Below are 26,871 nucleotides of genomic sequence, written 5' to 3'. Positions count from 1 at the left end.
GGCGGACTCCACTCGAACAAAAGTCGATAAATGACAAAGGCTGAAACATTCATGATTGTTGACGCACATCGACAAGACCCTATGCAAAGGGTGACGTGCGAATTGCTATCTGCAATTTTTACCCGATCAGGATCCATTGAAACGATCAGGACCGCGGATCATAGCGTAAACTGAGAAAGAGATCTTCTGTTTCTCACAGATTCTTCCCGATTTATCCACAGGATGATCCAGAATCGGCTAAGTGTAAACGATCCTGGAGAAGTGCTGCAGGTTTTAGCGCGCATATTGAAAAAATTAATGAGTAAAGATGCTTTACTGCTTAAACGATCTAATAAAGATCCCGAGCGATCCTTGCGCTTTATCCGCCAGCCCGTATAATTCTTACCCCCAGCGAGTAACGGTCGCCTTACGGCGTCAACGCTGCCTGTTTTATACGCGAAACCATGCGGAAAAAAGCGGGAAATAAGGAAAGAGAATTGACTCCGGAGTGTACAATTATTACAATCCGGCCTCTTTAATCACCCACACTGTGGCGTAAGTCGTTCGAAATTCGTTCGGGTATACGCAAAAGTCAGTGAATTTATTCAAGTTTAGGTAGAAATCGCCATGAAACGCACTTTTCAACCGTCTGTACTGAAGCGCAACCGTTCTCACGGCTTCCGTGCTCGTATGGCTAATAAAAATGGTCGTCAGGTTCTGGCACGTCGTCGTGCTAAAGGCCGTTCTCGTCTGACCGTTTCTAAGTAATAAAAGCTAGCCCCTGAGTGGTTAAGCTCGCATTTCCCAGGGAGTTACGTTTGTTAACTCCCACTCATTTCACATTCGTCTTCCAGCAGCCACAACGGGCTGGCACGCCGCAAATCACCATCCTCGGCCGCCTGAATTCGCTGGGGCATCCCCGTATCGGTCTTACCGTCGCCAAGAAAAACGTTAAACGCGCGCATGAACGCAATCGGATTAAACGTCTGACACGTGAAAGCTTTCGTTTACGTCAGCACGAACTTCCAGCAATGGATTTCGTGGTGGTGGCGAAAAAAGGGGTTGCTGACCTCGATAACCGTGCTCTCTCGGAAGCGTTGGAAAAATTATGGCGTCGCCATTGTCGCCTGGCTCGCGGGTCCTGATAGCCCTTATTCGGGTCTATCAACGCCTGATCAGTCCGCTGCTTGGGCCGCATTGCCGTTTCACTCCAACCTGCTCGAGCTACGGAATTGAGGCATTGCGCAGGTTTGGAGTGATAAAAGGCAGTTGGTTGACGGTGAAACGCGTATTAAAATGCCACCCTTTACACCCTGGTGGTGACGATCCCGTCCCGCCCGGACCATTTGATACCAGAGAACACTAACGATGGATTCGCAACGCAATCTTTTAGTCATCGCTTTGCTGTTCGTGTCTTTCATGATCTGGCAAGCCTGGGAGCAGGATAAAAACCCGCAACCTCAGGCCCAACAGACCACGCAGACAACGACCACCGCAGCGGGTAGCGCCGCAGACCAGGGCGTACCGGCCAGTGGCCAGGGGAAACTGATTACGGTTAAAACTGACGTGCTTGATCTGACCATCAACACCCGTGGTGGTGATGTGGAACAGGCTTCACTGCCAGCTTACCCGAAAGAACTCGGTTCTACCGAACCGTTCCAGTTACTGGAAACCACGCCACAGTTCATCTACCAGGCACAGAGTGGCCTGACAGGTCGTGACGGCCCGGATAACCCGGCTAACGGCCCGCGTCCGCTGTACAACGTCGAAAAAGACGCGTTTGTACTGGCTGACGGTCAGAACGAACTGCAGATCCCGATGACCTATACTGACGCAGCGGGTAACACATTCACTAAAACGTTTGTACTCAAGCGCGGTGAATATGCTGTCAACGTTAACTACAGCGTGCAGAACGCCGGCGAAAAACCGCTGGAAGTCTCCACCTTTGGTCAGCTGAAGCAATCCATCAATCTGCCATCTCATCGCGACACCGGTAGCAGCAACTTTGCGCTGCACACCTTCCGTGGCGCGGCGTACTCCACGCCAGATGAGAAGTATGAGAAATACAAATTCGACACCATTGCTGAAAACGAAAACCTGAACGTCAATGCTAAAGACGGCTGGGTCGCAATGCTGCAACAGTATTTCGCAACGGCATGGGTTCCGCGTAACGACGGCACCAACAACTTCTATACCGCTAACCTGGGTAACGGCATTGCCGCTATCGGCTATAAATCACAGCCGGTACTGGTTCAGCCTGGCCAGACTGGCGCGATGACCAGCACCCTGTGGGTCGGCCCGGAAATTCAGGATAAAATGGCGGCAGTTGCACCGCACCTGGATCTGACCGTGGATTACGGCTGGTTGTGGTTCATCTCTCAGCCGCTGTTCAAACTGCTGAAGTGGATCCATAGCTTCCTGGGTAACTGGGGCTTCTCCATCATCGTTATCACCTTTATCGTTCGTGGCATCATGTACCCGCTGACCAAAGCGCAGTACACCTCCATGGCGAAGATGCGTATGCTGCAGCCGAAGATTCAGGCTATGCGTGAGCGTCTGGGCGATGACAAACAGCGTCAGAGCCAGGAAATGATGGCCCTGTACAAAGCTGAGAAGGTTAACCCGCTGGGCGGCTGCTTCCCGCTGATCATCCAGATGCCAATCTTCCTGGCGTTGTACTACATGCTGATGGGCTCCATTGAACTGCGTCATGCGCCGTTCGCTCTGTGGATCCATGACCTGTCTGCACAGGACCCGTACTACATCCTGCCGATCCTGATGGGCGTGACGATGTTCTTCATTCAGAAGATGTCTCCGACCACCGTGACCGACCCGATGCAGCAGAAGATCATGACCTTTATGCCGGTCATCTTCACCGTGTTCTTCCTGTGGTTCCCATCAGGTCTGGTGCTGTACTATATCGTCAGCAACCTGGTAACCATTATTCAGCAGCAGCTGATTTACCGTGGTCTGGAGAAACGTGGCCTGCATAGCCGCGAGAAGAAAAACTCCTGATATTAGTCGCAGGTGCGTTGGCTGCATTTGCTTGCCGCCTTCTTGCAACTTGAATTATTTCGAGTATTCACGGTAAAGTTAATGCCAGAGAAGGCGGTCATTAGACCGCCTTTTTTACATTTACAAGAGAGCTATCATGAACCATAACGACACCATCGTCGCTCAGGCCACCCCACCGGGACGTGGTGGCGTGGGTATCCTGCGCATCTCCGGCCTGAAGGCGCGCGAGGTTGCAGAAACCGTACTGGGGAAACTACCAAAACCGCGCTATGCCGACTATCTGCCGTTTAAAGACGCGGATGGCAGCACGCTGGATCAGGGAATTGCCCTGTGGTTCCCCGGTCCGAACTCCTTTACCGGTGAAGATGTTTTAGAGCTTCAGGGCCATGGCGGTCCGGTGATTCTCGATCTGCTGCTCAAACGTATTCTGACCATTCCCGGGCTGCGCATTGCCAGACCGGGTGAATTCTCCGAGCGTGCGTTTCTCAATGATAAGCTTGATCTGGCCCAGGCAGAGGCAATTGCCGACCTGATCGATGCCAGCTCAGAGCAAGCCGCTCGCTCGGCGCTGAACTCGTTGCAGGGCGCATTTTCTGCACGGGTAAATCATCTTGTGGAAGCGCTCACTCACCTGCGCATCTACGTGGAAGCGGCGATCGACTTTCCGGATGAAGAAATCGACTTCCTGTCTGATGGTAAGATTGAAGCGCAGCTCAACAACGTTATCAGCGATCTCGATGCTGTTCGTGCCGAAGCGCGTCAGGGCAGCCTGCTGCGCGAAGGGATGAAGGTGGTCATTGCCGGTCGCCCAAATGCCGGGAAATCAAGCCTACTGAACGCGCTGGCAGGTCGTGAGGCGGCCATTGTGACCGACATTGCGGGTACGACTCGCGACGTACTGCGTGAGCATATTCATATCGACGGTATGCCGCTGCACATCATCGACACTGCCGGTCTGCGCGATGCCAGCGATGAAGTTGAACGCATTGGTATCGAACGCGCGTGGCAGGAAATTGAACAGGCCGACCGCGTTCTGTTTATGGTTGATGGCACCACCACCGACGCCGTGGACCCGGCTGACATCTGGCCAGACTTTATTGCCCGTCTGCCAGCCAAACTGCCGATTACCGTGGTGCGTAACAAAGCGGATATTACCGGTGAGACGCTGGGCCTTAGCGAAGTAAATGGCCACTCACTGGTTCGCCTCTCTGCGCGTACCGGTGAAGGCGTTGACGTGCTGCGTAACCATCTCAAACAGAGCATGGGCTTTGAAACCAATATGGAAGGCGGCTTCCTGGCGCGCCGTCGTCACCTGCAGGCGCTGGCAGAAGCGGCGGAGCATCTCGAGCAGGGTAAAGCCCAACTGCTCGGAGCATGGGCCGGAGAATTGCTGGCAGAGGAACTACGTCTGGCGCAGCAGAACCTCAGTGAGATCACCGGGGAATTTACCTCCGACGATCTGCTGGGAAGGATTTTCTCCAGCTTCTGTATTGGCAAATAACGTTGTGTTGCCCGGTGGCGCGATGCCTACCGGGCCTACAGTACCCGTAAGTCGGATAAAGCAAAGCGGCTATCCGGCTACAAGTAATTTCCCATATGGAAATCACTGTTGTCCAAATGGCAACTCGTGCAGTTGACTCTCTGCCCGTATGCTTAGCGCCACATTCCTCATGAGGTCGCTATGACACGCTTTCTAATCTGCAGTTTCGCCCTGGTGTTACTTTATCCCGCGGGTATTGATATGTATCTGGTGGGGCTGCCCCGTATTGCTGCCGATTTACAGGCCAGCGAGGCGCAACTGCATATCGCGTTTTCGGTTTATCTGGCGGGAATGGCGACGGCGATGCTGTTTGCCGGGAAAATTGCTGACCAGTCAGGACGCAAACCCGTCGCTATTGTCGGCGCCCTCATCTTTATTTTCGCCTCTGCGCTGTGTTCATTCGCCGAAAGCGGTACGCCGTTTCTCACAGGCCGCTTTATTCAGGGCGTAGGCGCAGGCTGCTGCTATGTGGTGGCTTTCGCCATCCTGCGCGATACGCTCGACGATCGCCGCCGGGCGAAGGTACTGTCGCTGTTGAACGGTATCACCTGTATCGTGCCGGTACTGGCACCGGTGATGGGGCATCTGATTATGCTCAAATACCCGTGGCAGAGCCTGTTCTACACGATGATCGGTATGGGTGTGGCCGTTTGCTTGCTGTCAGTGTTTATCTTGCGAGAATCGCGCCCAGCGACGCTCCCGGCATCTGCAGAGAAGAACCACCTATCTGAATCGCTGGTGAACCGTTTTTTCTTAAGCCGCCTGGCCATCACCACTCTCAGCGTGTCGGTGATCCTGACCTTCGTGAATACTTCGCCGGTGCTGTTGATGGAAGTGATGGGCTTTGACCGTGGTGAGTACGCCACCACGATGGCCATGACCGCAGGCATCAGTATGGCGGTCTCGTTCTCTACGCCATTCGCCCTGAGCGTGTTTAAACCTCGCGTTCTGATGCTGACCTCACAAGTGCTGTTTCTGTCTGCCGGTGTGGTGTTAACCCTTGCCAGTACGCACATGGTGACGCTGTTTGGGCTGACCTTAATCTGTGCCGGGTTCTCGGTCGGCTTCGGTGTCGCGATGAGCCAGGCGCTGGGACCTTTCTCGCTGCGTGCGGGCGTTGCCAGCTCGGCGTTAGGTATTGCGCAGGTTTGCGGTTCCTCGCTGTGGATATGGCTGGCGGCGGTGCTCGGTCTTGATGCGCTGAATATGCTGATCGGGATTCTGATTGGCTGTAGCATAGTGAGTATCATGCTGATTATCACAGTTGCACCTAACCGGTCCACGCCAACTCATGAAGAAATCCCTCAGCAGTCTCGATCTTAATTTATTGCTCTGCCTGCAGCTGTTGATGCAGGAACGCAGTGTTACCAAAACTGCCAAACGGATGAACGTCACGCCGTCGGCGGTCAGCAAGTCGCTGTCGAAACTGCGGGCCTGGTTTGACGATCCACTGTTTGTAAACACCCCGCAGGGGCTAACGCCAACACCGCTGATGGTCAGCATGGAACAGAATCTGGCAGAGTGGATGCAGATGAGCAACCAGTTGCTGGATAAGCCACACCATGAAGCGCCGCGCGGGCTGAAGTTTGATCTGGTGGCCGAAACGCCGCTGGTGATGATCATGTTCAACGCGCTCTCCCGACAGATCTATCAGCGTTATCCCCAGGCGACGATCAAAATACGCAACTGGGACTATGATTCGCTGGATGCAATTATTCGCGGCGAAGTGGATATCGGCTTTACTGGCCGGGAAAGCCATCCGCGTTCGCGTGAACTGTTGAGTTTGCTGCCGTTGTCGATCGACCATGAAGTGCTGTTTTCCGATCTCCCCTGCGTCTGGCTACGTGAAGATCATCCGGCATTGCAGGAAGAGTGGAATCTGGACACATTTCTGCGCTATCCGCACATCAGCATTAGCTGGGAGCAAAGCGATACCTGGGCGCTGGATGAAGTCCTGCAAGAGATGGGGCGCGCGCGCAATATTGCGTTATGTCTGCCCGGTTTTGAGCAGTCGCTGTTTATGGCCGCCCAGCCGGATCACGCGCTGATAGCCACAGCTCCGGTTTATTGCCAGCGTTATAACCAACTCCACCAGCTTCCGCTCGTGGCGCGCCCTATGCCTTTTGATGCCGCGCAGCTGGAAAAAATGCGCGTACCGTTCACCCTTCTTTGGCATAAACGTAACAGCCATAATCCTAAGATCGTCTGGTTGAAAGACACCATCAAGGCGCTTTATCGCGACATGTCCTGACGTTGCACCGCCACTTTGTTGCTAAATCGACTATTCTGGCAACAGAAATGTAAATATCGCGTAATGTATTCTATTTCAGCTTACTTTTTGGGCAGCAAAGCCTGCCTGGATGCCGCGTAAATGTTACTCTGGTAATTATCACGGACCATTAATCACGGAGCGAAAAATGGCGACACATTTTGCCAGAGGGATTCTTACGGAGGGACACCTGGTTTCAGCTCGCCTCCCTTCTCCATGTCATATCGAAGCAAGAGATCTCCCCGCTCATCGCCGAACACGTTTCCTGGCTTCCCGAAGTTTACTCGCTGAACTGATGTTTATGCTTTACGGCACCAGTACGCTGCCCGAGATTGTTACTCAGGCCAAAGGTAAGCCCGTTTTTCGCGATAAGAACATGCCGGGATTTTCGATTTCCTATGCCGGGAATATCGTTGGCGTTGCGCTAACAACTGAAGGAACGTGCGGGCTGGATATGGAACTGCAGCGAGCTACCCGCAGCTTTCACCATCCGCATTCAACGGAAACATGGTGCTTCTCCAGCAACGAAAATCTGTGGATCAATAACCAAAACGACCCCAACGAAGCACGCGCGCAGCTCATTACGTTGCGCCAGAGCGTACTCAAACTCACCGGCGATGTAAGCAATGATGATCCGCACGAACTCCAGCTTTTACCCGGCGCAGGACGTCTGAAATGTGCCCATGTTGCGCAGGTTGAAGCCATTTGCGATGCGGAAGATGTTCTGGTGTGGTCGGTTGCGGTTACGCCAACCATTGAAAAACTCAAGGTTTGGGAGTTTGATGGTAAACAGGAATGGAAAAGTTTGCCTGATATCCAGACCCGCGCCAATGAGCCTACGGGTCGTCTGATCCGGTTCTCTCAATTATGCGCAGCGAAGAGCCATACGCTTTGATTTAACCTTTATGATGAAACAGGAGTCACCATGTCAGAAACATTGAATGTTGTTACGTTACTGGGAAGTCTACGCAAAGGTTCGTTTAATGGAATGGTTGCCCGTACGCTGCCCAAGATTGCTCCAGCAGGAATGGAAGTCAACGCGTTGCCATCAATTGGTGATATCCCACTGTACGATGCCGACCTCCAGCAGGAAGAAGGTTTTCCGGCAAGCGTAGAAGCGCTGGCAGAGCAAATCAGGAAGGCTGACGGTGTCGTCATCGTGACACCGGAATATAACTATTCCGTGCCTGGCGGACTGAAGAACGCCATCGACTGGCTGTCCCGCCTGCCGGATCAGCCATTATCGGGTAAGCCGGTGCTGATCCAGACCAGCTCCATGGGCGCCATTGGCGGCGCGCGCTGCCAGTACCATCTGCGTCAGATCCTGGTGTTCCTCGACGCCATGGTAATGAACAAGCCGGAATTTATGGGCGGCGTGATTCAGAACAAAGTGGACCCGCAGACAGGTGAAGTGATCGACCAAAGTACGTTGGACCATCTAACCGGCCAGTTGACCGCATTTGGCGACTACATCCAGCGTGTGAAAGCCTAAAAGAAAAAGCCCGCTGGCTGCAATGCCTGGCGGGCCGTATCCGGTTATCAAGTTTACCTGATGGCGCTGCGCTTATCAGGTCTACACGCCTCGCGCAGCACCGTCTCAGCGGCAATTAATGCGCGTCGATAAACACAATCTTCAACACAAACAGCAGTGCGACAACGATGACGCATGGGCTGAGATCGCGGAAACGTCCGGTACCGATTTTCATCACACAGTAGGAAATAAAGCCCAGCGCAATACCTTCGGTAATCGAGAAGCTAAACGGCATCATCACGGCGGTAATAAACGCCGGAACGGCTTCAGTCAGGTCATCCCACTTCACGCGTGACAGGCTTGATGTCATCAGGACGCCAACGTAAATCAGCGCACCAGCGGCCGCATATCCCGGTACCATTCCCGCCAGCGGCGACAGGAAGATAACCAACAGGAACAGCAGGCCGACAACTACCGCGGTCAGGCCAGTACGTCCACCGACAGAAACCCCGGAAGAAGACTCGATATACGCGGTAACGGAAGAAGTACCGATAAACGCACCAGCAACCGATGACACGCTATCCACATACAGCGCCTGCTTCATACGCGGAAACTTACCCTTCGCATCCGCCAGACCGGCTTTATCCGTGACGCCAATTAGCGTACCGGAGGAGTCGAACAGGTTGACCAGCATGAACGAGAAAATTACGCCCGCAAGACCAATGTTAAACGAACCAGCCAGATCAACATGCCCGATAACGGACATTACGCTCGGCGGCGCGGAGACGATCCCGTTGTAATGGACATCGCCCAGCATCCAACCCAGCAGCGTGGTCACAATGATAGAGATCAGTACCGCCGCATGGATGTTACGTGAAGCCAGAATCGCGATGATAAAGAAGCCCAGAATACCGAGCAGTACGCTGTGGGACGTCAGGTTGCCAATAGACACCAGGGTGTCTTGGTTGGCGACGATAACACCAGCGTTTTTCAGCCCCATCATGCCGATGAACAGACCAATACCGCTGGTGATCCCCACGCGCAAGCTAACCGGGATGTTGGCAATCATCCAGTAACGTACGCGGAAAATCGTCAGTAGCAGCAGACCTACCGCGCCCCAGAAGATTGCGCCCATACCGATCTGCCATGACAGGCCCATCGCGCCAACGACCACGAAGGCGAAGAACGCATTCAGACCCATAGCAGGCGCAAGTGCGACCGGCAGGTTGGCAAACAGGCCCATCAGGATGCTACCAAATGCAGCAATCAGGCAGGTGGTTACAAAGACGGCGCTGGTATCCATGCCAGCCACGCCAAGAATTTGCGGGTTAACAAAAACGATATACACCATCGTCAGGAAGGTGGTTAAACCGGCGATCACTTCGGTCCGTGCCGTCGTGCCATGTTCGCGCAGTTTGAACACGCGTTCCAGCATCCCCTGGCCAGAAGCCTGGGTTGTGTGTTGTTGACTCATTATCAATTTCCGAACAAGGAGGGAAAATTCGTCGCTATCCTATACCAAAATGCGACAATAGGGTTGGGTTATGAGCAACTTTTTTCATTGATTTTGCTTATACGGCAACGATTGCGTCGCCCAATAATGCATTACGAAAACGTTAAACTTGTTAAAACGGAAATGACATGTCCCAGATAGAAGCCGTATTTTTTGACTGTGACGGTACCCTTGTCGACAGTGAAGTGATTTGTTCTCGCGCGTATGTCAGCATGTTCCAGGCGTTCGGCATTACGCTCGATCTTGAAGAAACTTTTAAACGCTTCAAGGGGGTAAAGCTGTACGAGATCATCGACATTATCAACGAAGAGCACGGTGTCGAACTGGCAAAAGCCGAATTAGAACCGGTTTACCGCGCAGAGGTCGCACGTCTGTTCGATACGGAACTGGAGGTGATTGCCGGAGCCAATGCGCTGCTGGACAGCATGACCGTCCCTATGTGCGTGGTATCTAACGGTCCGGTCAGCAAAATGCAGCACTCTCTGGGTAAGCTGGGCATGTTGCACCATTTCCCTGATTTGCTGTTCAGCGGCTACGATATTCAACGCTGGAAACCCGATCCGGCCCTGATGTTCCATGCGGCGAAAGCGATGGACGTTAACGTTGAGAACTGCATTCTGGTTGATGACTCCAGCGCAGGTGCGCAGGCGGGGATTGCTGCAGGGATGGAAGTGTTTTACTTCTGCGCCGATCCGCATAACAAACCAATCGATCATCCAAAAGTGACGACGTTTACCGATCTGGCGCAGTTACCAGCGTTGTGGAAGGCGCGGGGTTGGAATATTACGCGATAACTGAAAGGCCGGATGGCGCTAACGCTGATCCGGCCTGCATGTCTCGTAGAGCGGGTAAGCGTTAGCGCCACCCGCCACAAATATCACTCTTTCGGATCTTTGCCCGCCAGCAGCTTATCCAGCTCATCACCGCCCACGTGACGGAAGTCTTGTCCCTTCACGAAGTAGAAGATGTATTCGCAGATATTCTGGCAACGGTCACCGATACGCTCGATGGAGCGCGCGCAGAACAGCGCGGTCAGCACGCTTGGAATGGTACGCGGGTCTTCCATCATGTAGGTCATCAGCTGACGCACGATACCTTCATACTCCTGGTCGACTTTCTTATCTTCGCGATAAATACGTACCGCTTCGTCAAGATCCATACGCGCAAACGCATCCAGCACGTCATGCAGCATTTGTACGGTGTGGCGCCCCAGTGATTCCAGGCTTACCAGCAGCGGCTGATGCTGTTGAGAAAATTTCTCCAGCGCGGTGCGGCAAATTTTATCCGCAACGTCGCCAATACGTTCCAGCTCAGCGATCGTTTTGATAATCGCCATCACCAGACGCAAGTCACTGGCGGTCGGCTGACGCTTGGCAATGATACGCACGCAGGCCTCGTCGATCGCCACTTCCATCATATTGACGTTCTTATCGCCCTCAATGACGCGCTTCGCCAGCTCACTGTCCTGATTGTGCATGGCGGTAATCGCATCAGAAAGCTGCTGCTCGACCATGCCGCCCATGGTCATCACCTGGGTACGGATGCTTTCCAGCTCTGCATTGAACTGGCCGGAAATATGTTTATTAAGGTTAAGATTATCCACAACAAGCTCCTGAATCAGCCGTAACGACCGGTGATGTAGTCTTCAGTTTGTTTCTTCGCGGGCTTGGTGAACAGATCGTCCGTGTTACTGAACTCAATCAACTCGCCCAGGTACATAAATGCCGTGTGATCGGAACAACGCGCAGCCTGCTGCATGTTGTGGGTAACGATAACGACGGTGTAATCCTCTTTCAGCTCAGTGATCAGCTCTTCGATACGCCCGGTAGAAATAGGGTCGAGCGCTGAACACGGCTCATCAAGCAGAAGCACTTCCGGGCGAATGGCGATCCCACGCGCAATACACAGACGCTGCTGCTGGCCACCGGAGAGAGAGTACCCACTCTGGTGTAATTTATCTTTGGTTTCGTTCCACAGCGCGGCCTTGGTCAATGCCCACTGCACACGCTCGTCCATATCCGCACGAGAGAGTTTCTCAAACAGACGCACGCCAAAAGCGATGTTGTCGTAGATGGACATCGGGAACGGCGTCGGCTTCTGGAATACCATGCCCACTTTGGCACGCAGCAGAGCGATATCCTGAGTGTTGGTGAGAATATTGTCGCCATCCAGCAGGATTTCGCCTTCCGCACGCTGTTCCGGGTACAGTTCAAACATTTTATTGAACGTACGCAGCAACGTCGATTTACCACAGCCTGACGGCCCGATAAACGCCGTTACCTGGTTTTTGGCAATATCCAGGTTGATGTTCTTCAGGGCATGGAACTTGCCATAGTAGAAGTTCAAATCACGAACCTGAATCTTACCTGGGGCAGTATCAACCATACTCATTTCTATCTTTTCCTCATCATGCCTGATGGCGCGCAGCTTTCAGGCCTACAAATGTCTTCAATCGTAGGCCGGATAAGGCGTTTACGCCGCCATCCGGCACTTCGTCTTAACCGTGTTTCTTCTTCGCGAAAATGACGCGCGCCAGAATGTTCAGCAGCAGTACGCACAGGGTAATAATCAGTACCCCGGCCCAGGCCAGTTGCTGCCACTCAGCAAACGGGCTCATCGCAAACTTAAAGATAGTGACCGGCAGGTTGGCGATAGGCTGCATCATGTCGGTGCTCCAGAACTGATTGGAGAGCGACGTAAACAGCAGCGGAGCCGTTTCACCTGCGATACGTGCAATAGCCAGTAAAACGCCTGTAATGATGCCTGAGACAGAGGCCTTCAGGGTGATCGCAGAAATCATCTTCCATTTCGGCGTACCCAGCGCATAGGCGGCTTCACGCAGGCTATCCGGTACCAGCTTGAGCATGTTCTCCGTGGTACGAATAACAATGGGCACCTGCAGCAGCGCCAGCGCGATAACGCCCGCCCAGCCGGAGAAGTGCTCCATTTTTGCTACCACGATGGTGTAAACGAACAGACCGACCACGATTGATGGCGCAGAAAGCAGGATGTCGTTGATAAAGCGGATCACCTCAGCCAGCCAGGACTTACGTCCGTACTCTGCCAGGTAGATGCCCGCCATAATACCAAGCGGTGTACCAAACACGGTCGCCCACAGAATTAACAGTCCGCTACCGGCCAGGGCATTCGCCAGACCACCACCAGCCGTATTCGGCGGAGGTGTCATTTCGGTGAACAGCGCCAGTGACATACCGTCAATACCGCGGGTGATCGTGGACATCAGGATCCAGATAAGCCAGAACAGACCGAATGCCATGGTCGCCATAGAGAGCGTCAGCGCGATGCGGTTCTTCAGACGACGACGCGCCTGCATTTTACGGCGGGATTCCGCAAGCGCAGCGGTGTTTTGCATTTCAAGCGTAGCCATTAGCGTGCCCCCTCGTTCTTCGCAAGGCGCATGATCATGAACTTAGACGCCGCCAGCACGATGAAGGTAATCACAAACAGAATCAGGCCCAGTTCCATCAACGCGGCAACGTGCAGTCCTGATTCCGCTTCGGCAAATTCATTCGCCAGCGCAGACGTAATACTGTTGCCCGGCATGTACAGCGAGGCACTATCGAGCTGGTAGGTGTTACCGATGATGAACGTCACCGCCATGGTTTCACCCAGCGCGCGGCCCAAACCGAGCATCACGCCGCCGATCACACCGTTTTTGGTGAACGGCAGGACGATGCGCCAGATAACTTCCCAAGTAGTACAACCGATGCCGTAGGCTGACTCTTTCATCAGCACCGGCGTTTGTTCGAACACATCGCGCATAACCGCCGCAATGTACGGGATGATCATGATGGCGAGGATCACGCCAGCGGCCAGAATACCGATACCAAATGCCGGACCCGCAAACAGCGCGCCAACAAACGGAATGTTGGAAAGGATGTTCCCGACCGGCTCCTGGAAGTAAGTCGCAAACAGCGGGGCAAAGATAAACAGGCCCCACATGCCATACACGATACTCGGAATTGCCGCCAGCAATTCAATAGCGATACCCAGCGGGCGACGCAGCCAGCCAGGAGCAAGTTCAGTCAGGAATAAGGCTATGCCAAAACTCACCGGAACGGCGATCAGCAGTGCGATAAGCGAGGTGACCAGCGTACCGTAAATCGGTACTAATGCACCGTAGATATCGTTTGGCGCATCCCATTCTTTAGTCCACAGAAAGGAGAAGCCAAATTTCTGAATGCTTGGCCAGGAGGAGATAACCAGAGAGACAATAATGCCACCCAACATCAATAGCACAATCAGCGCAGCCAGTTTTACCAGCGCGCTGAATATCATGTCACCTTTTTTACCCGGTGGGTTCAAAGCAGGCTTGGTTGCAGCCATAAATCACTCTTTAAGTTTGGGCCAAGAAGCACGCATTTTATCGTGCTTCCCGGCTAACGTAATGCCATACCCTAAATAATTCGAGTTGCAGCAAGGCGGCAAGCTTGTGAATACCCAGGAGCATAGATTCACTATGTGACTGGGGTGAACAAGCACAGCCAACACAGCTGCGGCTCGAAGTATGACGGGTATTTAGTACAGCGCTTTACCGCTGCTGTCCTTCACGTTGGTCTTCCATGCAGCACGAATCTGCTCAACCACGCTGTCCGGCAGGCTGGCGTAATCCAGGTCATTAGCCTGTTTGCCGCCATTTTTGTACGCCCAATCGAAGAACTTCAGCACTTCAGCGCCCTGCTCAGGTTTCTTCTGCTCTTTATGCACCAGGATGAAGGTGGTGGAAGTGATCGGCCACGCATCGTCACCTTTCTGGTTAGTCAGATCCTGAGCGAAGGTTTTGCTCCAGTCAGCGCCTTTTGCAGCGTTGGCAAAGTTTTCTTCGGTCGGACTTACCGGTTTGCCATCAGCAGAGACCAGCTTGGTGTACGCCAGGTTGTTCTGCTTAGCGTAAGCGTACTCAACGTAGCCGATAGAACCCGGCAGACGCTGTACGAACGCAGCGATACCGTCGTTACCTTTACCGCCCAGACCGGTCGGCCAGTTAACGGTAGAGCCGGAACCAATTTTAGATTTCCACTCTTCGTTCACTTTCGCCAGGTAGCTGGTGAAAACGAAGGAAGTACCGGAACCGTCAGCACGACGCACAACGGCGATATTCTGAGAAGGCAGCTTCAGACCCGGGTTCAGTTTGGTGATGGCTTCATCATCCCACTTCTTAATTTTACCGAGGTAGATGTCGCCCAGCGTTTTACCGTCCAGCACCAGTTCGCCGGATTTCAGGCCTGGGATGTTCACCGCCAGCACCACACCACCGATAACAGTCGGGAACTGGAACAGGCCTTCTTGCGCCAGTTTCTCGTCAGACAACGGTGCGTCAGAGGCGCCGAAATCAACGGTATTGGCCGTAATTTGTTTTACACCACCGGAGGAGCCGATACCCTGGTAGTTTACTTTGCTACCAGTCTCTTTCTGATAGGTATCTGCCCATTTGGCATACACTGGCGCAGGGAAGGTTGCACCTGCACCTGTCAGGCTCGCTGCTGCAAACGCAGAAAACGCGCTCATGGATAAGGTCGCGGCGACAACAGTTGCGACAGTGGTACGCATAACTTTCATAATGTCTCCTGCACGGTTTTCGTAAATCGTTGTTTGAGTTGCTACTGTGAGCAAAATAGGACAAACAGGTGACAGTTAAATGTACGAAATATGACAGTTTTATGACAATGAAAAACTCGGGAAGTTTTTTATCTAAAAATACATTTAAAACAGTATGTTAATTACCATCATGACAATAACATTTCGCTGAAATTTTCTTTTTATGACACTGAAAACAGTAGTTGAAGATGACGGTTTGTCACATAAAACAGGCGGGATAATTGATTAAAAACAGAACAAGCTAAAAAAATGCCCCGCTTGTGGACTGACCCCATAAAGTTGGACAGTTCATGTTAAGCGGCTTTCAGAGCCTGGGTTCGGTATTCTACCGGACTCAGGCCTTTTAATTTCAGGCTTATTCGTTCGTTGTTGTAGTAATGGATATAGCTCTCTATCGCCTTCCTTAGTTCGCTGACACTGCTGAACTGACTCAGATAAAAACATTCCGATTTCAGCGTCCCGAAGAAGTTCTCCATCACCGCATTGTCCAGACAGTTCCCTTTACGCGACATACTCTGCGTCATGCCCTTCGCCTTTAACCTGGCCTGATAACCTTCCATTCGATATTGCCAGCCCTGATCCGAGTGCAGCAGCGTGCTATCTTCCGGGCTGAGCTTCAGGAACGCATCGTGCAGCATCGTATTAACCATCTCCATCACCGGCCTTTCCGACAGGCTGTAGGAGATAATCTCCCGGTTAAACAGGTCAAGAACCGGTGACAGGTACAGCTTTTTACCCTGTACCGAGAACTCAGTAACATCTGTAACCCATTTTTCGTTGGCTTTTGACGCGCCGAAGTTCCGGTTCAGTATATTGGGCGCTGCCCTGCCAGTTTCGCCTTTCCAGGAACGATATTTCTTCACCCTTATCAGGGACCGGAGCGACAGCTCTGCCATCAGTCGTTGCACTGTTTTATGGTTCACCAGCAGCCCCTGTTTTTTCAGCGAGAGCGTGATCCTGCGGTAGCCATAACGTCCTTTGTGATAGTGGTAAATCTCTCTTATTTTATCTTTCAGTCCGGCATGCCTGTCCATGCGCTTTAGCGCGTTCATATTGTGATACCACGTGCTGCGGGACATACCCGCGGCACGCAGAAGATCACTGAGCGCATACTCCAGCCTTAGCTCACTGATTATTGCGGCTTTTTGCCGTTTTTCTCGCTTTGAACTAAGGCCTTCAGCTTTTTTAGGTAGGCATTCTCTGCACGCAGGTAACGGAGTTCAGCCCGTAGTTCTTCGGGCGATAACGTTTCCAGTGCAGCATCGGTAAGTGGAGATGATTTTTTAGGTTTTTTCATGTCCTTGCTCCGGCCCTGTTTTATCCTCAGAAGTCCTTTCTCACCAGCATCCTGGTAAACATTAACCCAGTGCCGGACAACGGTTTCGGTTGAGATATTAAACCGTGCGGCGGCCTCGCGCATGGAAAGTTCTTCAGCGAGTACAGTCCGGACTACAGCAATCCGGAACGACGGTGAATGGCGGTCATTTTTCCAGGTAATACCATCAATACCGTGAAGTTGCCAGGCTCTTACCCAGCGTCGCACCGATGTTCTTTCAACACCAAAACGTTCAGCGGTACGATGTGTGCCATCGAGTCCGGCAAGGTAATGATTAACTACAGCTAATCTGGTTTCGAGGGAATATTTTGGCTTTGCCATAAAAAACTGCACCTTAGTCAGTTGGGTGTCCAACTTTTGGGGTGCAGTCCACTTGCAGCAGGGCATTTTCAGTTCAGTTAAGTGCGGATTACTCTACGGTAACCGACTTTGCCAGGTTACGCGGCTGGTCCACGTCGGTGCCTTTAATCAGCGCCACGTGATACGCCAGCAACTGCAGCGGAACGGTGTAGAAGATCGGTGCAATCACCTCTTCCACATGCGGCATCTCAATGATGTGCATGTTTTCGCTGCTGGTAAAGCCAGCATCCTGGTCCGCAAAGACGTACAACTGACCGCCACGGGCGCGAACTTCTTCAATGTTGGATTTCAGTTTTTCCAACAGTTCGTTGTTCGGTGCAACTACGATAACCGGCATATCGGCATCAATCAGCGCCAGCGGACCGTGTTTCAGTTCGCCTGCAGCATAAGCTTCAGCGTGAATATAAGAGATCTCTTTCAGCTTCAGCGCGCCTTCCAGCGCAATCGGGTACTGATCGCCACGGCCCAGGAACAGCGCATGGTGTTTGTCTGAGAAACCTTCCGCCAGAGCGGCAATGCGTTTGTCCTGAGACAGCATCTGCTCAATACGGCTCGGCAGCGCCTGCAGACCGTGAACGATCTCCTGCTCGATAGACGCATCCAGGCCTTTCAGACGAGACAGTTTCGCCACCAGCATCAGCAGAACGGTCAGTTGGGTAGTAAATGCTTTCGTCGAGGCCACACCGATTTCGGTACCGGCATTGGTCATCATAGCCAGGTCGGATTCGCGCACCAGAGAAGATCCCGGTACGTTACAAATAGCCAGCGAGCCCAGATAGCCCAGCTCTTTAGATAAGCGCAGACCTGCCAGGGTATCCGCCGTTTCACCGGACTGGGAAAGGGTAATCATCAGGCTGTTACGACGCACGGCGGATTTGCGATAGCGGAACTCGGAAGCGATTTCGACATCACAAGGAATACCAGCCAGCGATTCAAACCAGTAGCGGGACACCATACCGGAGTTGTAGGACGTACCGCAGGCGATAATCTGGATATGCTCAACCTGAGACAGCAACTCGTTGGCACGTGAACCCAGCTCGCTTAAATCCACTTCACCGTGACTAATGCGCCCGGTCAGCGTATTTTTAATTGCGTTCGGCTGTTCGTAGATCTCTTTCTGCATGTAGTGGCGATAAATACCTTTTTCGCCCGCGTCATACTGCAGATTCGATTCGATATCCTGACGCTTCACTTGTGCGCCAGACTTGTCAAAAATAGAGACTGAACGACGGGTCACTTCTGCGATGTCACCTTCTTCCAGGAAGATAAAGCGACGGGTTACCGGCAGCAACGCCAACTGATCGGAGGCAATAAAGTTTTCCCCCATCCCCAGACCAATCACCAGCGGGCTACCTGAACGGGCCGCCAGCAGCGTTTCCGGGTTACGGGTATCCATGATCACCGTGCCATAGGCACCGCGCAACTGTGGAATAGTACGCAGTACGGCTTCACGCAGCGTACCACCCTGTTCCAGTTCCCAATGCACCAGGTGAGCAATCACTTCGGTGTCGGTTTCAGAAACAAAGGTGTAACCACGGGTTTTCAGTAGTTCACGCAGAGGTTCATGGTTTTCAATGATGCCGTTATGCACAACAACAATGTGTTCAGAAACATGGGGATGCGCGTTCGCTTCTGAAGGTTCACCGTGTGTCGCCCAACGGGTATGAGCGATACCTGTACCACCATGCAGCGGATGTTCTTCCGCAGCAGCAGTCAGCATCTGCACTTTACCCAGACGACGCAGACGGGTCATGTTGCCTTCAGCATCGACAACGGCCAGACCAGCAGAGTCATAACCACGATATTCCAGACGACGTAAACCTTCGAGAAGGATTTCAGCTACATCACGCTGCGCGATAGCGCCAACAATTCCACACATATTTTTTGATTCCGAATTTAGGCATTTGCCTGTCGTTGTCGCTGACCTGTATTTGCCCTTTCCGGGCGCCCCGAGCCTTGTAGAGAGTGGGGTTATTTTTATGGTACTGCTTGTTGAGCGGAGGATTATGTTATCCCCTCATCTCTTGTCTGCCTGATGGCGCTTACGCTTATCAGGCCTACAGAACGTCACCGCACGTAGGCCGCCATCCGGCAAAAATCACTTACTTCTTCTTCACCGGACGCTGCCAGCCCTGTTTATGGACCTGAGGTACACGGCTTAATACCAGTTCGTTATCGGCGACATTACGCGTTACGGTAGTGCCAGCAGCGATGGTGGCACCTTTACCCACGGTGACAGGCGCCACCAACTGAGTATCAGAACCCACAAACACATCATCACCAATAATGGTTTTAAACTTATTGGCACCATCGTAGTTGCAGGTAATCGTACCCGCGCCGATATTCACATTATCGCCAATTTCCGCATCGCCCAGATAGGTCAGATGACCAGCTTTAGAACCTTTACCCAGACGCGCTTTTTTCATTTCGACGAAGTTACCCACGTGCGCGCCTTCCTGCAGCTCAGCACCCGGGCGCAGACGCGCGAATGGGCCGATGGTGCAAGCGGCTTCCAGATGGGCATCTTCCACCACACTGTATGGGCTAAGCTCACAACCTTCACCAATCACGCTGTTTTTGATGATACAGCCAGCACCAATCTTGACGCGATCACCAACGGTTACGTTACCTTCAATGATAACGTTAGTATCAATTTCAACATCGCGCCCGTGAATAAGCGTACCGCGAAGATCAAAACGTGCAGGATCGCGCAGCATCACGCCCGCCAGCAACAGTTTCTCTGCTTGCTCAGACTGATAAACACGCTCCAGACGGGATAACTGAAGACGGTTATTCACCCCTTCCGTTTCGCTAATACGTGCCGGATGTACCGCAGCAATTTCGCGTCCTTCCTGATACGCCATAGCAATGATATCGGTGATGTAGTATTCACCCTGCGCATTGTTATTGGTGAGTTTGGACAGCCAGCGCTTCATATCAGCGCCATTGGCAATCAGAATACCGGTGTTGATTTCCTGGATTTGGCGCTGCTCGTCAGTTGCATCTTTATGCTCGACGATACCGGTGACGTTACCGTTCTCACGCGTAATACGCCCATAGCCGGATGGATCATCCAGTTTTACCGTTAACAGGCCGATGCCGCCCTGCGGTTTAGCATCACGCAGGCTACGTAAGGTATCGGTAGAGATCAGCGGCACATCGCCATAGAGCATTAAAATGTCTTCGTCATCACCAAAGAATGGCGCTGCCTGCTGCATTGCATGGCCGGTCCCCAACTGCTCTGCCTGCAGAATCCAGTTTAGATTGCCATCTTTCAGCGTCTGCTTAAGCAAATCACCACCGTGCCCGTAGACCAGATGTACGTGAGTCGCACCTAATTCATTAGCGGCATCAATGACATGCTGAACCATCGGCTTTCCTGCGAGGGTATGCAGCACTTTAGGGAGATCGGAATACATACGCGTGCCTTTGCCTGCGGCAAGGATCACGACGCTCATAGCATTATTCAACATACACGTCCTGACTGTAATTTGAGAACGAATTTATACCGTTTCACATTGAAAATACTACATTTTTTTCATCGTGAAATTGACCGAAAATAAAACGTTCAATCGGGAAAATTTCCCCTCTGATAACACTCTATTTTCGTCTATTTCGGCGTCTTTTGTCTCCCAAAACCAGGAGTCTGCTCTTATTAAAGCCTTAGGTTAATGTTTTTGCTATTTTTTTACTGCATGAATAAAGAGTTACAAAAGAAAAGTACAATATTATTAATGTGATCAGCGAGAAGCAGAAAAATACTGTTTTAAAAGGGAAGAGGACAAACGATCAAGCGGAAGAGTGGGATTTAATAACAGATGGCGCGTGCTGATAACCGTATGAAGCATCGCGCCACAGAGCAGGTCGGGAAGACTAAACTTCCATACTGCTGAAAAGGGCGATGATTTTGTTAATCAGTTTCATGTTGGTATCCTGTTTTTATCTGAGTTAATTATGTGACACACATCACACAAAAAAGAGTCTACGCCTCATTTTTTAACCGATCAATATTTTTGTGACACAAGTCACAAAAATATAAAACAGCTTTTTAGTTCCACTTTCACTGAAACAAAACCATAAAAAAAGCCAGCCTGGCAACCAGACTGGCTTTTGTGCTTTTCAAGCCGGTGTTACATCGCTTTTTTGGTCAACTCGATAACGCGCAGTTTCGCGATCGCTTTGGCCAGTTCCGCAGATGCCTGAGCGTAATCCACGTCACCATGAGAGCTCTTAATGTGCTCTTCAGCCTTACGCTTCGCTTCCAGGGCTCTCGCTTCATCGAGATCCTGTCCGCGAATCGCGGTATCAGCCAGAACGGTCACGCTGCCAGGCTGCACTTCGAGAATGCCGCCGGACAGATAGATAAACTCTTCATGACCGAACTGTTTAACGATGCGGATCATACCAGGCTTAATGGCGGTGAGCAGCGGTGCGTGACCCGGGAAAATACCCAGTTCACCTTCACTACCCGTTACCTGGATTTTTTCGACCAGACCAGAGAACATTTGCTGCTCTGCGCTGACGACATCCAGGTGGTAAGTCATTGCCATATCACCCTCCGATTAAGGCGTTAAAGTTTTTTGGCTTTTTCCACGGCTTCGTCGATAGAACCAACCATGTAGAACGCCTGCTCTGGCAGGTGGTCGTATTCGCCTTCCATGATGCCTTTAAAGCCACGGATGGTGTCTTTCAGGGATACGTATTTACCCGGAGAACCGGTGAATACTTCCGCAACGAAGAACGGCTGGGACAGGAAGCGCTGAATTTTACGTGCGCGTGCTACCACCAGTTTGTCTTCTTCAGACAGTTCATCCATACCCAGGATGGCGATGATGTCTTTCAGTTCCTGATAACGCTGCAGCAGAGACTGTACGCCACGCGCGGTGTCGTAGTGTTCCTGACCAACAACCAGCGGATCCAGCTGACGGCTGGTGGAGTCCAGCGGGTCAACTGCCGGGTAGATACCCAGAGAGGCGATCTGACGGCTCAGTACCACGGTTGCATCTAAGTGAGCAAAGGTGGTTGCTGGGGATGGGTCAGTCAAGTCATCCGCAGGTACGTATACCGCCTGAACGGAGGTGATAGAACCGGTTTTGGTAGAGGTTATACGTTCCTGAAGAACACCCATCTCTTCCGCCAGGGTCGGCTGGTAGCCTACCGCTGATGGCATACGACCCAGCAGTGCGGATACTTCTGTACCGGCCAGGGTGTAACGATAGATGTTATCAACGAACAGCAGAACGTCACGACCTTCGTCACGGAACTTCTCTGCCATGGTCAGACCGGTCAGAGCAACGCGCAGACGGTTTCCCGGCGGCTCGTTCATCTGGCCATATACCAGGGATACTTTGTCCAGAACGTTGGAGTCAGTCATTTCGTGGTAGAAGTCGTTACCCTCACGAGTACGTTCACCCACGCCCGCAAACACGGAGTAACCGGAGTGTTCGATCGCGATGTTACGGATCAGCTCCATCATGTTTACGGTTTTACCTACACCCGCACCACCGAACAGACCAACTTTACCGCCCTTAGCGAACGGACACATCAGGTCGATAACTTTGATGCCGGTTTCCAGCAGTTCCTGAGAGCTGGACAGCTCTTCATAGGAAGGTGCCGCGCGGTGGATAGCCCAACGCTCTTCTTCACCGATATCGCCTTTCATGTCGATCGGGTGACCCAGGACGTTCATGATACGACCCAGAGTTGCTTTACCTACCGGGACTTCGATCGGGTGCTCGAGATCTTTGACTTCCAGACCACGACGCAGACCGTCGGAAGAACCCATGGCGATGGTACGTACGATACCGCCGCCGAGCTGCTGCTGAACTTCCAGCACCAGGCTCTCTTTACCATTCATAACCTCAAGAGCATCGTACACGCGCGGTACGGCATCCTGAGGGAATTCGACGTCAACCACGGCGCCGATTACCTGGACAATTTTTCCAGTAGCCATCTTGAATCCTCTACGAATTAACCTGGTTATACCGCGGATGCACCACCGACGATTTCGGTGAGTTCCTGAGTAATGCTGGCCTGACGAGCTTTGTTGTATACCAACTGCAGCTCTTTAATCAGGCTGCCGCCATTGTCGGTCGCGGCTTTCATCGCCACCATACGTGCGGCCTGCTCGCTGGCCAGGTTTTCTACCACGCCCTGATAAACCTGAGACTCGACATAACGACGCAGCAGGGTATCCAGCAGCGCTTTCGGGTCTGGCTCATACAGGTAATCCCAGGATTTACGCTTCAATTCATCATCATCTGATGCCGGCAGAGGCAGCAGTTGGGTGATGGTTGGCGTCTGAGACATGGTGTTAATAAATTTGTTGCTGACAACGTACAGTCTGTCCAGACGACCTTCATCGTAGGCCTGCAGCATCACTTTAACCGGACCGATCAGTTCGGACAGGGAAGGGTTATCCCCCATGCCGGTTACCTGAGCAATCACATTACCGCCAACGGAGTTAAAGAAAGACACGCCCTTAGAGCCGATCATTGCGATATCGCACTGAACGCCTTTATCGGACCATGCTTTCATATCCGCCAGCAGCTTTTTGAACAGGTTAATGTTCAAGCCACCGCACAGACCACGGTCGGTCGACACCACCAGGTAGCCCACGCGCTTAACGTCGCGTTCTTCCAGGTAAGGGTGCTTATATTCCAGATTACCATTCGCAAGGTGACCAATCACTTTGCGCATGGTCTCTGCATAAGGACGGCTGGCCGCCATGCGATCCTGCGATTTACGCATTTTGGAAGCGGCGACCATCTCCATCGCTTTAGTGATCTTCTGCGTGTTCTGGACGCTTGCGATCTTACTACGTATCTCTTTTGCGCCGGCCATGAGCTTCTCCTCAATGCCTTGCGGTCCGCCCTAAAGCAGACCGCCAGACGTTACCAGGACTGGGTTGCCTTGAAGGAATCGAGGATAGCTTTCAGCTTGCCTTCGATTTCATCGTTATAGCCACCGGACTGGTTGATCTCTTGCATCAGCGGAGCGTGGTCACGGTCAACGTAAGCCAGCAGAGCGGCTTCAAAGCTACCGATTTTCGCCAGTTCCACATCTTCGAGGTAACCGCGTTCAGCCGCAAACAGCACCACACCCTGCTGTGCTACAGACATTGGGGCATACTGTTTCTGCTTCAGCAGTTCAGTTACTTTCTGACCGTGGCTCAGCTGCTTACGAGTAGCTTCATCCAGGTCGGAAGCGAACTGAGAAAACGCTGCCAGTTCACGATACTGCGCCAGTGCGGTACGAATACCACCGGACAGTTTCTTGATGATCTTGGTCTGCGCTGCGCCACCTACACGAGATACGGAGATACCCGGGTTAACTGCCGGACGAATACCGGAGTTGAACAGGTTGGTTTCCAGGAAGATCTGACCATCTGTAATGGAAATTACGTTGGTCGGAACGAACGCAGAAACGTCACCCGCCTGGGTTTCGATAATCGGCAGAGCGGTCAGGGAGCCGGTTTTACCTTTAACTTCACCATTGGTGAACTTCTCAACGTATTCCGCGTTTACGCGGGATGCGCGCTCCAGCAGACGGGAGTGGAGGTAAAATACGTCGCCCGGGAATGCTTCACGTCCAGGTGGACGACGGAGCAGCAGGGAAACCTGACGGTAAGCAACAGCCTGTTTAGACAGGTCATCGTAAACGATCAGCGCGTCTTCACCGCGGTCACGGAAGTATTCGCCCATTGCGCAACCGGCATATGGCGCCAGGTATTGCAGAGCAGCAGATTCAGACGCGGTCGCCACAACAACGATGGTGTTGGACAGTGCGCCGTGTTCTTCCAGTTTACGAACCACGTTAGAAATGGTGGACGCTTTCTGGCCGATAGCCACGTACACACATTTGATACCGGAATCACGCTGGTTGATGATGGCGTCGATTGCCATCGCGGTTTTACCTGTCTGACGGTCACCGATGATCAGCTCACGCTGGCCACGACCGATTGGGATCATGGCATCAACAGATTTATAACCTGTCTGTACTGGCTGGTCGACGGACTGACGTTCGATTACGCCTGGTGCGATAACTTCGATTGGCGAGAAGCCATCGTTATCAACCGGACCTTTACCGTCAATTGGGGAACCCAGAGTGTTCACCACACGACCCAGCAGGCCACGGCCAACCGGAACTTCCAGAATACGACCCGTACACTTAACCTTCATGCCTTCGGCGAGGTCAGCGTATGGACCCATCACAACGGCACCTACGGAGTCGCGCTCCAGGTTCAGTGCGATAGCGTAACGGTTACCCGGCAGGGAAATCATCTCACCCTGCATACAATCGGCCAGGCCGTGAATGCGGATAACACCGTCACTTACAGAAACAATAGTACCTTCGTTGTGAGCTTCGCTCACAACATTGAACTGAGCAATGCGCTGCTTGATCAGTTCGCTGATTTCGGTGGAATTCAGTTGCATGCTCCAGTCCCCTTAAGACTGCAAGACGTCTGCAAGGCGCTCAAGACGGCCGCGTACGCTGCCATCAATGACCATATCACCCGCTCGGATGATTACGCCTGCCATTACAGACTTATCGATTTTGCAATTCAGCTTAACTTTGCGTGACAGACGTTTTTCCATCGCTGCACTAATCTTCGTAAGCTGTTCATCACTCAGTGCATTGGCAGAAGTGACTTCTACCTCAGAAATAGCCTCACTGGCTGCACGCAGATGAATAAACTGCTCAAGAACATCCGGGAGCGCATTCAGACGGTTATTTTCAGCCATTACCCTAATCAGGTTTTGGCCGCTTTCGTCCAGCTGCTCACCGCACACGGCGATAAACGACTCAGCGAGCGTTTCCGGCGCCAGCGCGCCAGAGAGAAGCTCTGCCATTTGTTCGTTTTTCGTCACCTCAGCGGCAAACGTCAGCATATCCTGCCAACGGTCAACGCTTTGGTGCTCAACGGCAAAGTCAAAAGCTGCTTTGGCGTAGGGGCGAGCTACCGTAATAAATTCAGACATCAGCCCCTCCCTCCTTACAGTTCAGCGACAAGTTTGTCCACGATGTCGCTATTAGCAGCTTCATCCACGGAACGTTCGATGATCTTCTCGGCGCCAGCAACAGCCAGGATAGCAACTTGCTTACGCAGTTCTTCGCGAGCACGTTTACGCTCGGCGTCAATTTCCGCCTGCGCCTGTGCCACGATTTTAGTACGTTCCTGCTCTGCTTCAGTTTTAGCTTCGTCCAGGATCTGAGCACGGCGTTTGTTCGCCTGCTCGATGATTACCTGAGCTTCCGCCTTCGCTTTTTTCAGCTGGTCGGTCGCGCTGGCCTTTGCAAGGTCAAGATCCTTATGTGCTCGTTCTGCAGAAGCAAGGCCGTCAGCAATTTCTTTTTGACGTTTTTCGATGGCAGCCATTAAAGGCGGCCATACGTACTTCATGCAGAACAGAACGAACAGGACAAACGCGATGGCCTGGCCGAGGATTGTTGCGTTAAGATTCACAGCACAATGCCTCTATCTAGTTAACGTTCTGATATTGCTCTTAATTCAAGCAACGCTTACTACGCGACAGCAAACATCACGTACAGACCCAGACCTACAGCGATCATTGGGATTGCATCCACCAGACCCATAACGATAAAGAACTGAGTACGCAGCAGAGGAATCAGATCCGGTTGACGCGCTGCGCCTTCCAGGAATTTACCCCCGAGGATGCCGATACCGATCGCAGCACCGATTGCCGCCAGACCCATCATCACAGCGGCAGCAATGTACAGCAGATCCATATTCAGGTTTTCCATGACA

The 26,871-nt window shown here is 52.3% G+C and carries 26 protein-coding genes; 10 read left to right on the top strand and 16 right to left on the bottom strand.

The window, feature by feature from the left end; translation table 11 throughout:
- Positions 1-606: 606 nt before the first annotated feature.
- The 9 genes from rpmH (at position 607) to HV350_RS24950 (ending at position 8,295) form a co-directional block, all read left to right on the top strand.
- Positions 607-747, top strand: a complete 141-nt coding sequence (rpmH, locus tag HV350_RS24990; protein ID WP_003023858.1) for a 50S ribosomal protein L34 — start codon at positions 607-609, stop codon at positions 745-747.
- 17 nt (positions 748-764) lie between these two features.
- Positions 765-1,124, top strand: a complete 360-nt coding sequence (gene rnpA, locus HV350_RS24985) for a ribonuclease P protein component (RefSeq protein ID WP_003844432.1) — start codon at positions 765-767, stop codon at positions 1,122-1,124.
- On the top strand, positions 1,088-1,345 hold the full coding sequence (yidD, locus tag HV350_RS24980) for a membrane protein insertion efficiency factor YidD (protein ID WP_003023846.1): 258 nt from the start codon (positions 1,088-1,090) through the stop codon (positions 1,343-1,345). Before rnpA ends, yidD begins: the two co-directional genes overlap by 37 nt.
- 2 nt (positions 1,346-1,347) lie before the next feature.
- Positions 1,348-2,994 carry a membrane protein insertase YidC gene (gene yidC, locus HV350_RS24975; RefSeq protein ID WP_003023844.1) on the top strand — a complete coding sequence of 549 codons (1,647 nt, stop codon included), beginning with the start codon at positions 1,348-1,350 and terminating at the stop codon, positions 2,992-2,994.
- 136 nt (positions 2,995-3,130) lie between these two features.
- The gene (gene mnmE, locus HV350_RS24970) at positions 3,131-4,495 is read left to right on the top strand and encodes a tRNA uridine-5-carboxymethylaminomethyl(34) synthesis GTPase MnmE (RefSeq protein ID WP_016155071.1); all 1,365 of its coding nucleotides are present in this window, start codon (positions 3,131-3,133) and stop codon (positions 4,493-4,495) included.
- 180 nt (positions 4,496-4,675) lie between these two features.
- Entirely contained in the window at positions 4,676-5,857 is a 1,182-nt protein-coding gene (locus HV350_RS24965) for an MFS transporter (protein WP_019078000.1), read from the top strand.
- Positions 5,826-6,785, top strand: coding sequence for an HTH-type transcriptional regulator YidZ (yidZ, locus tag HV350_RS24960; RefSeq protein WP_029139705.1), 960 nt, complete (start codon positions 5,826-5,828; stop codon positions 6,783-6,785). Before HV350_RS24965 ends, yidZ begins: the two co-directional genes overlap by 32 nt.
- A 166-nt stretch (positions 6,786-6,951) precedes the next feature.
- Positions 6,952-7,698 (top strand): 4'-phosphopantetheinyl transferase superfamily protein, encoded by a 747-nt coding sequence (locus HV350_RS24955; protein WP_181629531.1) that lies wholly within the window; start codon positions 6,952-6,954, stop codon positions 7,696-7,698.
- A 30-nt stretch (positions 7,699-7,728) separates the two neighbouring features.
- The gene (locus tag HV350_RS24950) at positions 7,729-8,295 is read left to right on the top strand and encodes an NADPH-dependent FMN reductase (protein ID WP_003827046.1); all 567 of its coding nucleotides are present in this window, start codon (positions 7,729-7,731) and stop codon (positions 8,293-8,295) included.
- 115 nt (positions 8,296-8,410) lie between these two features.
- Here HV350_RS24950 and adeP read toward each other — a convergent pair whose 3' ends face one another.
- Positions 8,411-9,748, bottom strand: a complete 1,338-nt coding sequence (adeP, locus tag HV350_RS24945; protein WP_016155075.1) for an adenine permease AdeP — start codon at positions 9,746-9,748, stop codon at positions 8,411-8,413.
- A gap of 167 nt (positions 9,749-9,915) precedes the next feature.
- Here adeP and yieH point away from each other — a divergent pair, with 167 nt between their 5' ends.
- Complete coding sequence (gene yieH / locus HV350_RS24940; protein ID WP_047358455.1) at positions 9,916-10,581, top strand: 6-phosphogluconate phosphatase; 666 nt, start codon at positions 9,916-9,918, stop codon at positions 10,579-10,581.
- 83 nt (positions 10,582-10,664) lie between these two features.
- On the opposite strand, the gene phoU is transcribed toward yieH, so the two are convergent.
- The 15 genes from phoU to atpE all read right to left on the bottom strand — a co-directional run bounded on the left by phoU (position 10,665) and on the right by atpE (position 26,867).
- A complete protein-coding gene (phoU, locus tag HV350_RS24935; RefSeq protein ID WP_003023824.1) occupies positions 10,665-11,390 on the bottom strand; it encodes a phosphate signaling complex protein PhoU in 726 nt (241 codons plus the stop codon).
- Positions 11,391-11,404: 14 nt separating this feature from the next.
- Entirely contained in the window at positions 11,405-12,178 is a 774-nt protein-coding gene (gene pstB, locus HV350_RS24930; protein ID WP_003023821.1) for a phosphate ABC transporter ATP-binding protein PstB, read from the bottom strand.
- A gap of 106 nt (positions 12,179-12,284) precedes the next feature.
- Entirely contained in the window at positions 12,285-13,175 is an 891-nt protein-coding gene (gene pstA / locus HV350_RS24925) for a phosphate ABC transporter permease PstA (protein ID WP_016155077.1), read from the bottom strand.
- Positions 13,175-14,134, bottom strand: coding sequence for a phosphate ABC transporter permease PstC (gene pstC / locus HV350_RS24920; RefSeq protein WP_016155078.1), 960 nt, complete (start codon positions 14,132-14,134; stop codon positions 13,175-13,177). Before pstC ends, pstA begins: the two co-directional genes overlap by 1 nt.
- Positions 14,135-14,326: 192 nt before the next feature.
- The gene (pstS, locus tag HV350_RS24915) at positions 14,327-15,367 is read right to left on the bottom strand and encodes a phosphate ABC transporter substrate-binding protein PstS (RefSeq protein WP_016155079.1); all 1,041 of its coding nucleotides are present in this window, start codon (positions 15,365-15,367) and stop codon (positions 14,327-14,329) included.
- Between the two features lie 332 nt (positions 15,368-15,699).
- A protein-coding gene (locus tag HV350_RS24910; RefSeq protein WP_155849795.1) for an IS3 family transposase occupies positions 15,700-17,063 on the bottom strand; the annotation gives its coding sequence in 2 pieces (ribosomal slippage) (positions 15,700-16,586 and positions 16,586-17,063; 1,365 coding nt in all).
- An 88-nt stretch (positions 17,064-17,151) separates the two neighbouring features.
- Positions 17,152-18,981, bottom strand: a complete 1,830-nt coding sequence (glmS, locus tag HV350_RS24905; RefSeq protein ID WP_016155081.1) for a glutamine--fructose-6-phosphate transaminase (isomerizing) — start codon at positions 18,979-18,981, stop codon at positions 17,152-17,154.
- Between the two features lie 223 nt (positions 18,982-19,204).
- The gene (gene glmU, locus HV350_RS24900; RefSeq protein ID WP_019077996.1) at positions 19,205-20,575 is read right to left on the bottom strand and encodes a bifunctional UDP-N-acetylglucosamine diphosphorylase/glucosamine-1-phosphate N-acetyltransferase GlmU; all 1,371 of its coding nucleotides are present in this window, start codon (positions 20,573-20,575) and stop codon (positions 19,205-19,207) included.
- A 657-nt stretch (positions 20,576-21,232) separates the two neighbouring features.
- Entirely contained in the window at positions 21,233-21,652 is a 420-nt protein-coding gene (locus HV350_RS24895) for a F0F1 ATP synthase subunit epsilon (protein ID WP_003023809.1), read from the bottom strand.
- Between the two features lie 20 nt (positions 21,653-21,672).
- Positions 21,673-23,055, bottom strand: a complete 1,383-nt coding sequence (atpD, locus tag HV350_RS24890) for a F0F1 ATP synthase subunit beta (RefSeq protein ID WP_003023806.1) — start codon at positions 23,053-23,055, stop codon at positions 21,673-21,675.
- Positions 23,056-23,081: 26 nt separating this feature from the next.
- Positions 23,082-23,945 carry a F0F1 ATP synthase subunit gamma gene (atpG, locus tag HV350_RS24885; RefSeq protein ID WP_016155083.1) on the bottom strand — a complete coding sequence of 288 codons (864 nt, stop codon included), beginning with the start codon at positions 23,943-23,945 and terminating at the stop codon, positions 23,082-23,084.
- A 50-nt stretch (positions 23,946-23,995) separates the two neighbouring features.
- Entirely contained in the window at positions 23,996-25,537 is a 1,542-nt protein-coding gene (gene atpA, locus HV350_RS24880; protein WP_003023802.1) for a F0F1 ATP synthase subunit alpha, read from the bottom strand.
- Positions 25,538-25,549: 12 nt separating this feature from the next.
- Positions 25,550-26,083 (bottom strand): F0F1 ATP synthase subunit delta, encoded by a 534-nt coding sequence (atpH, locus tag HV350_RS24875; protein WP_006687767.1) that lies wholly within the window; start codon positions 26,081-26,083, stop codon positions 25,550-25,552.
- A 14-nt stretch (positions 26,084-26,097) separates the two neighbouring features.
- A complete protein-coding gene (gene atpF, locus HV350_RS24870) occupies positions 26,098-26,568 on the bottom strand; it encodes a F0F1 ATP synthase subunit B (RefSeq protein ID WP_003827022.1) in 471 nt (156 codons plus the stop codon).
- 59 nt (positions 26,569-26,627) lie between these two features.
- Entirely contained in the window at positions 26,628-26,867 is a 240-nt protein-coding gene (atpE, locus tag HV350_RS24865) for a F0F1 ATP synthase subunit C (protein WP_003023794.1), read from the bottom strand.
- Between the last annotated feature and the right edge of the window lie 4 nt (positions 26,868-26,871).

The sequence above is a fragment of the Citrobacter sp. RHBSTW-01013 genome (genome assembly GCF_013781985.1).
In the GTDB taxonomy this organism is placed as follows: Bacteria; Pseudomonadota; Gammaproteobacteria; order Enterobacterales; family Enterobacteriaceae; genus Citrobacter; species Citrobacter braakii.
Note: the sequence above shows the minus strand (reverse complement) of the source record. Positions and strands in the feature narration are given on the sequence as shown.

Excerpts from the sequence above, each read along its gene's own strand:
- rpmH (WP_003023858.1), top strand. The coding sequence starts at position 607 with ATGAAACGCACTTTTCAACCGTCTGTACTGAAGCGCAACCGTTCTCAC.
- yidD (WP_003023846.1), top strand. The coding sequence starts at position 1,088 with ATGGCGTCGCCATTGTCGCCTGGCTCGCGGGTCCTGATAGCCCTTATT.
- yidC (WP_003023844.1), top strand. The coding sequence starts at position 1,348 with ATGGATTCGCAACGCAATCTTTTAGTCATCGCTTTGCTGTTCGTGTCT.
- mnmE (WP_016155071.1), top strand. The coding sequence starts at position 3,131 with ATGAACCATAACGACACCATCGTCGCTCAGGCCACCCCACCGGGACGT.
- HV350_RS24965 (WP_019078000.1), top strand. The coding sequence starts at position 4,676 with ATGACACGCTTTCTAATCTGCAGTTTCGCCCTGGTGTTACTTTATCCC.
- yidZ (WP_029139705.1), top strand. The coding sequence starts at position 5,826 with ATGAAGAAATCCCTCAGCAGTCTCGATCTTAATTTATTGCTCTGCCTG.
- HV350_RS24955 (WP_181629531.1), top strand. The coding sequence starts at position 6,952 with ATGGCGACACATTTTGCCAGAGGGATTCTTACGGAGGGACACCTGGTT.
- HV350_RS24950 (WP_003827046.1), top strand. The coding sequence starts at position 7,729 with ATGTCAGAAACATTGAATGTTGTTACGTTACTGGGAAGTCTACGCAAA.
- adeP (WP_016155075.1), bottom strand. The coding sequence starts at position 9,748 with ATGAGTCAACAACACACAACCCAGGCTTCTGGCCAGGGGATGCTGGAA.
- yieH (WP_047358455.1), top strand. The coding sequence starts at position 9,916 with ATGTCCCAGATAGAAGCCGTATTTTTTGACTGTGACGGTACCCTTGTC.
- pstB (WP_003023821.1), bottom strand. The coding sequence starts at position 12,178 with ATGAGTATGGTTGATACTGCCCCAGGTAAGATTCAGGTTCGTGATTTG.
- pstA (WP_016155077.1), bottom strand. The coding sequence starts at position 13,175 with ATGGCTACGCTTGAAATGCAAAACACCGCTGCGCTTGCGGAATCCCGC.
- pstC (WP_016155078.1), bottom strand. The coding sequence starts at position 14,134 with ATGGCTGCAACCAAGCCTGCTTTGAACCCACCGGGTAAAAAAGGTGAC.
- pstS (WP_016155079.1), bottom strand. The coding sequence starts at position 15,367 with ATGAAAGTTATGCGTACCACTGTCGCAACTGTTGTCGCCGCGACCTTA.
- glmS (WP_016155081.1), bottom strand. The coding sequence starts at position 18,981 with ATGTGTGGAATTGTTGGCGCTATCGCGCAGCGTGATGTAGCTGAAATC.
- glmU (WP_019077996.1), bottom strand. The coding sequence starts at position 20,575 with ATGTTGAATAATGCTATGAGCGTCGTGATCCTTGCCGCAGGCAAAGGC.
- HV350_RS24895 (WP_003023809.1), bottom strand. The coding sequence starts at position 21,652 with ATGGCAATGACTTACCACCTGGATGTCGTCAGCGCAGAGCAGCAAATG.
- atpD (WP_003023806.1), bottom strand. The coding sequence starts at position 23,055 with ATGGCTACTGGAAAAATTGTCCAGGTAATCGGCGCCGTGGTTGACGTC.
- atpG (WP_016155083.1), bottom strand. The coding sequence starts at position 23,945 with ATGGCCGGCGCAAAAGAGATACGTAGTAAGATCGCAAGCGTCCAGAAC.
- atpA (WP_003023802.1), bottom strand. The coding sequence starts at position 25,537 with ATGCAACTGAATTCCACCGAAATCAGCGAACTGATCAAGCAGCGCATT.
- atpH (WP_006687767.1), bottom strand. The coding sequence starts at position 26,083 with ATGTCTGAATTTATTACGGTAGCTCGCCCCTACGCCAAAGCAGCTTTT.
- atpE (WP_003023794.1), bottom strand. The coding sequence starts at position 26,867 with ATGGAAAACCTGAATATGGATCTGCTGTACATTGCTGCCGCTGTGATG.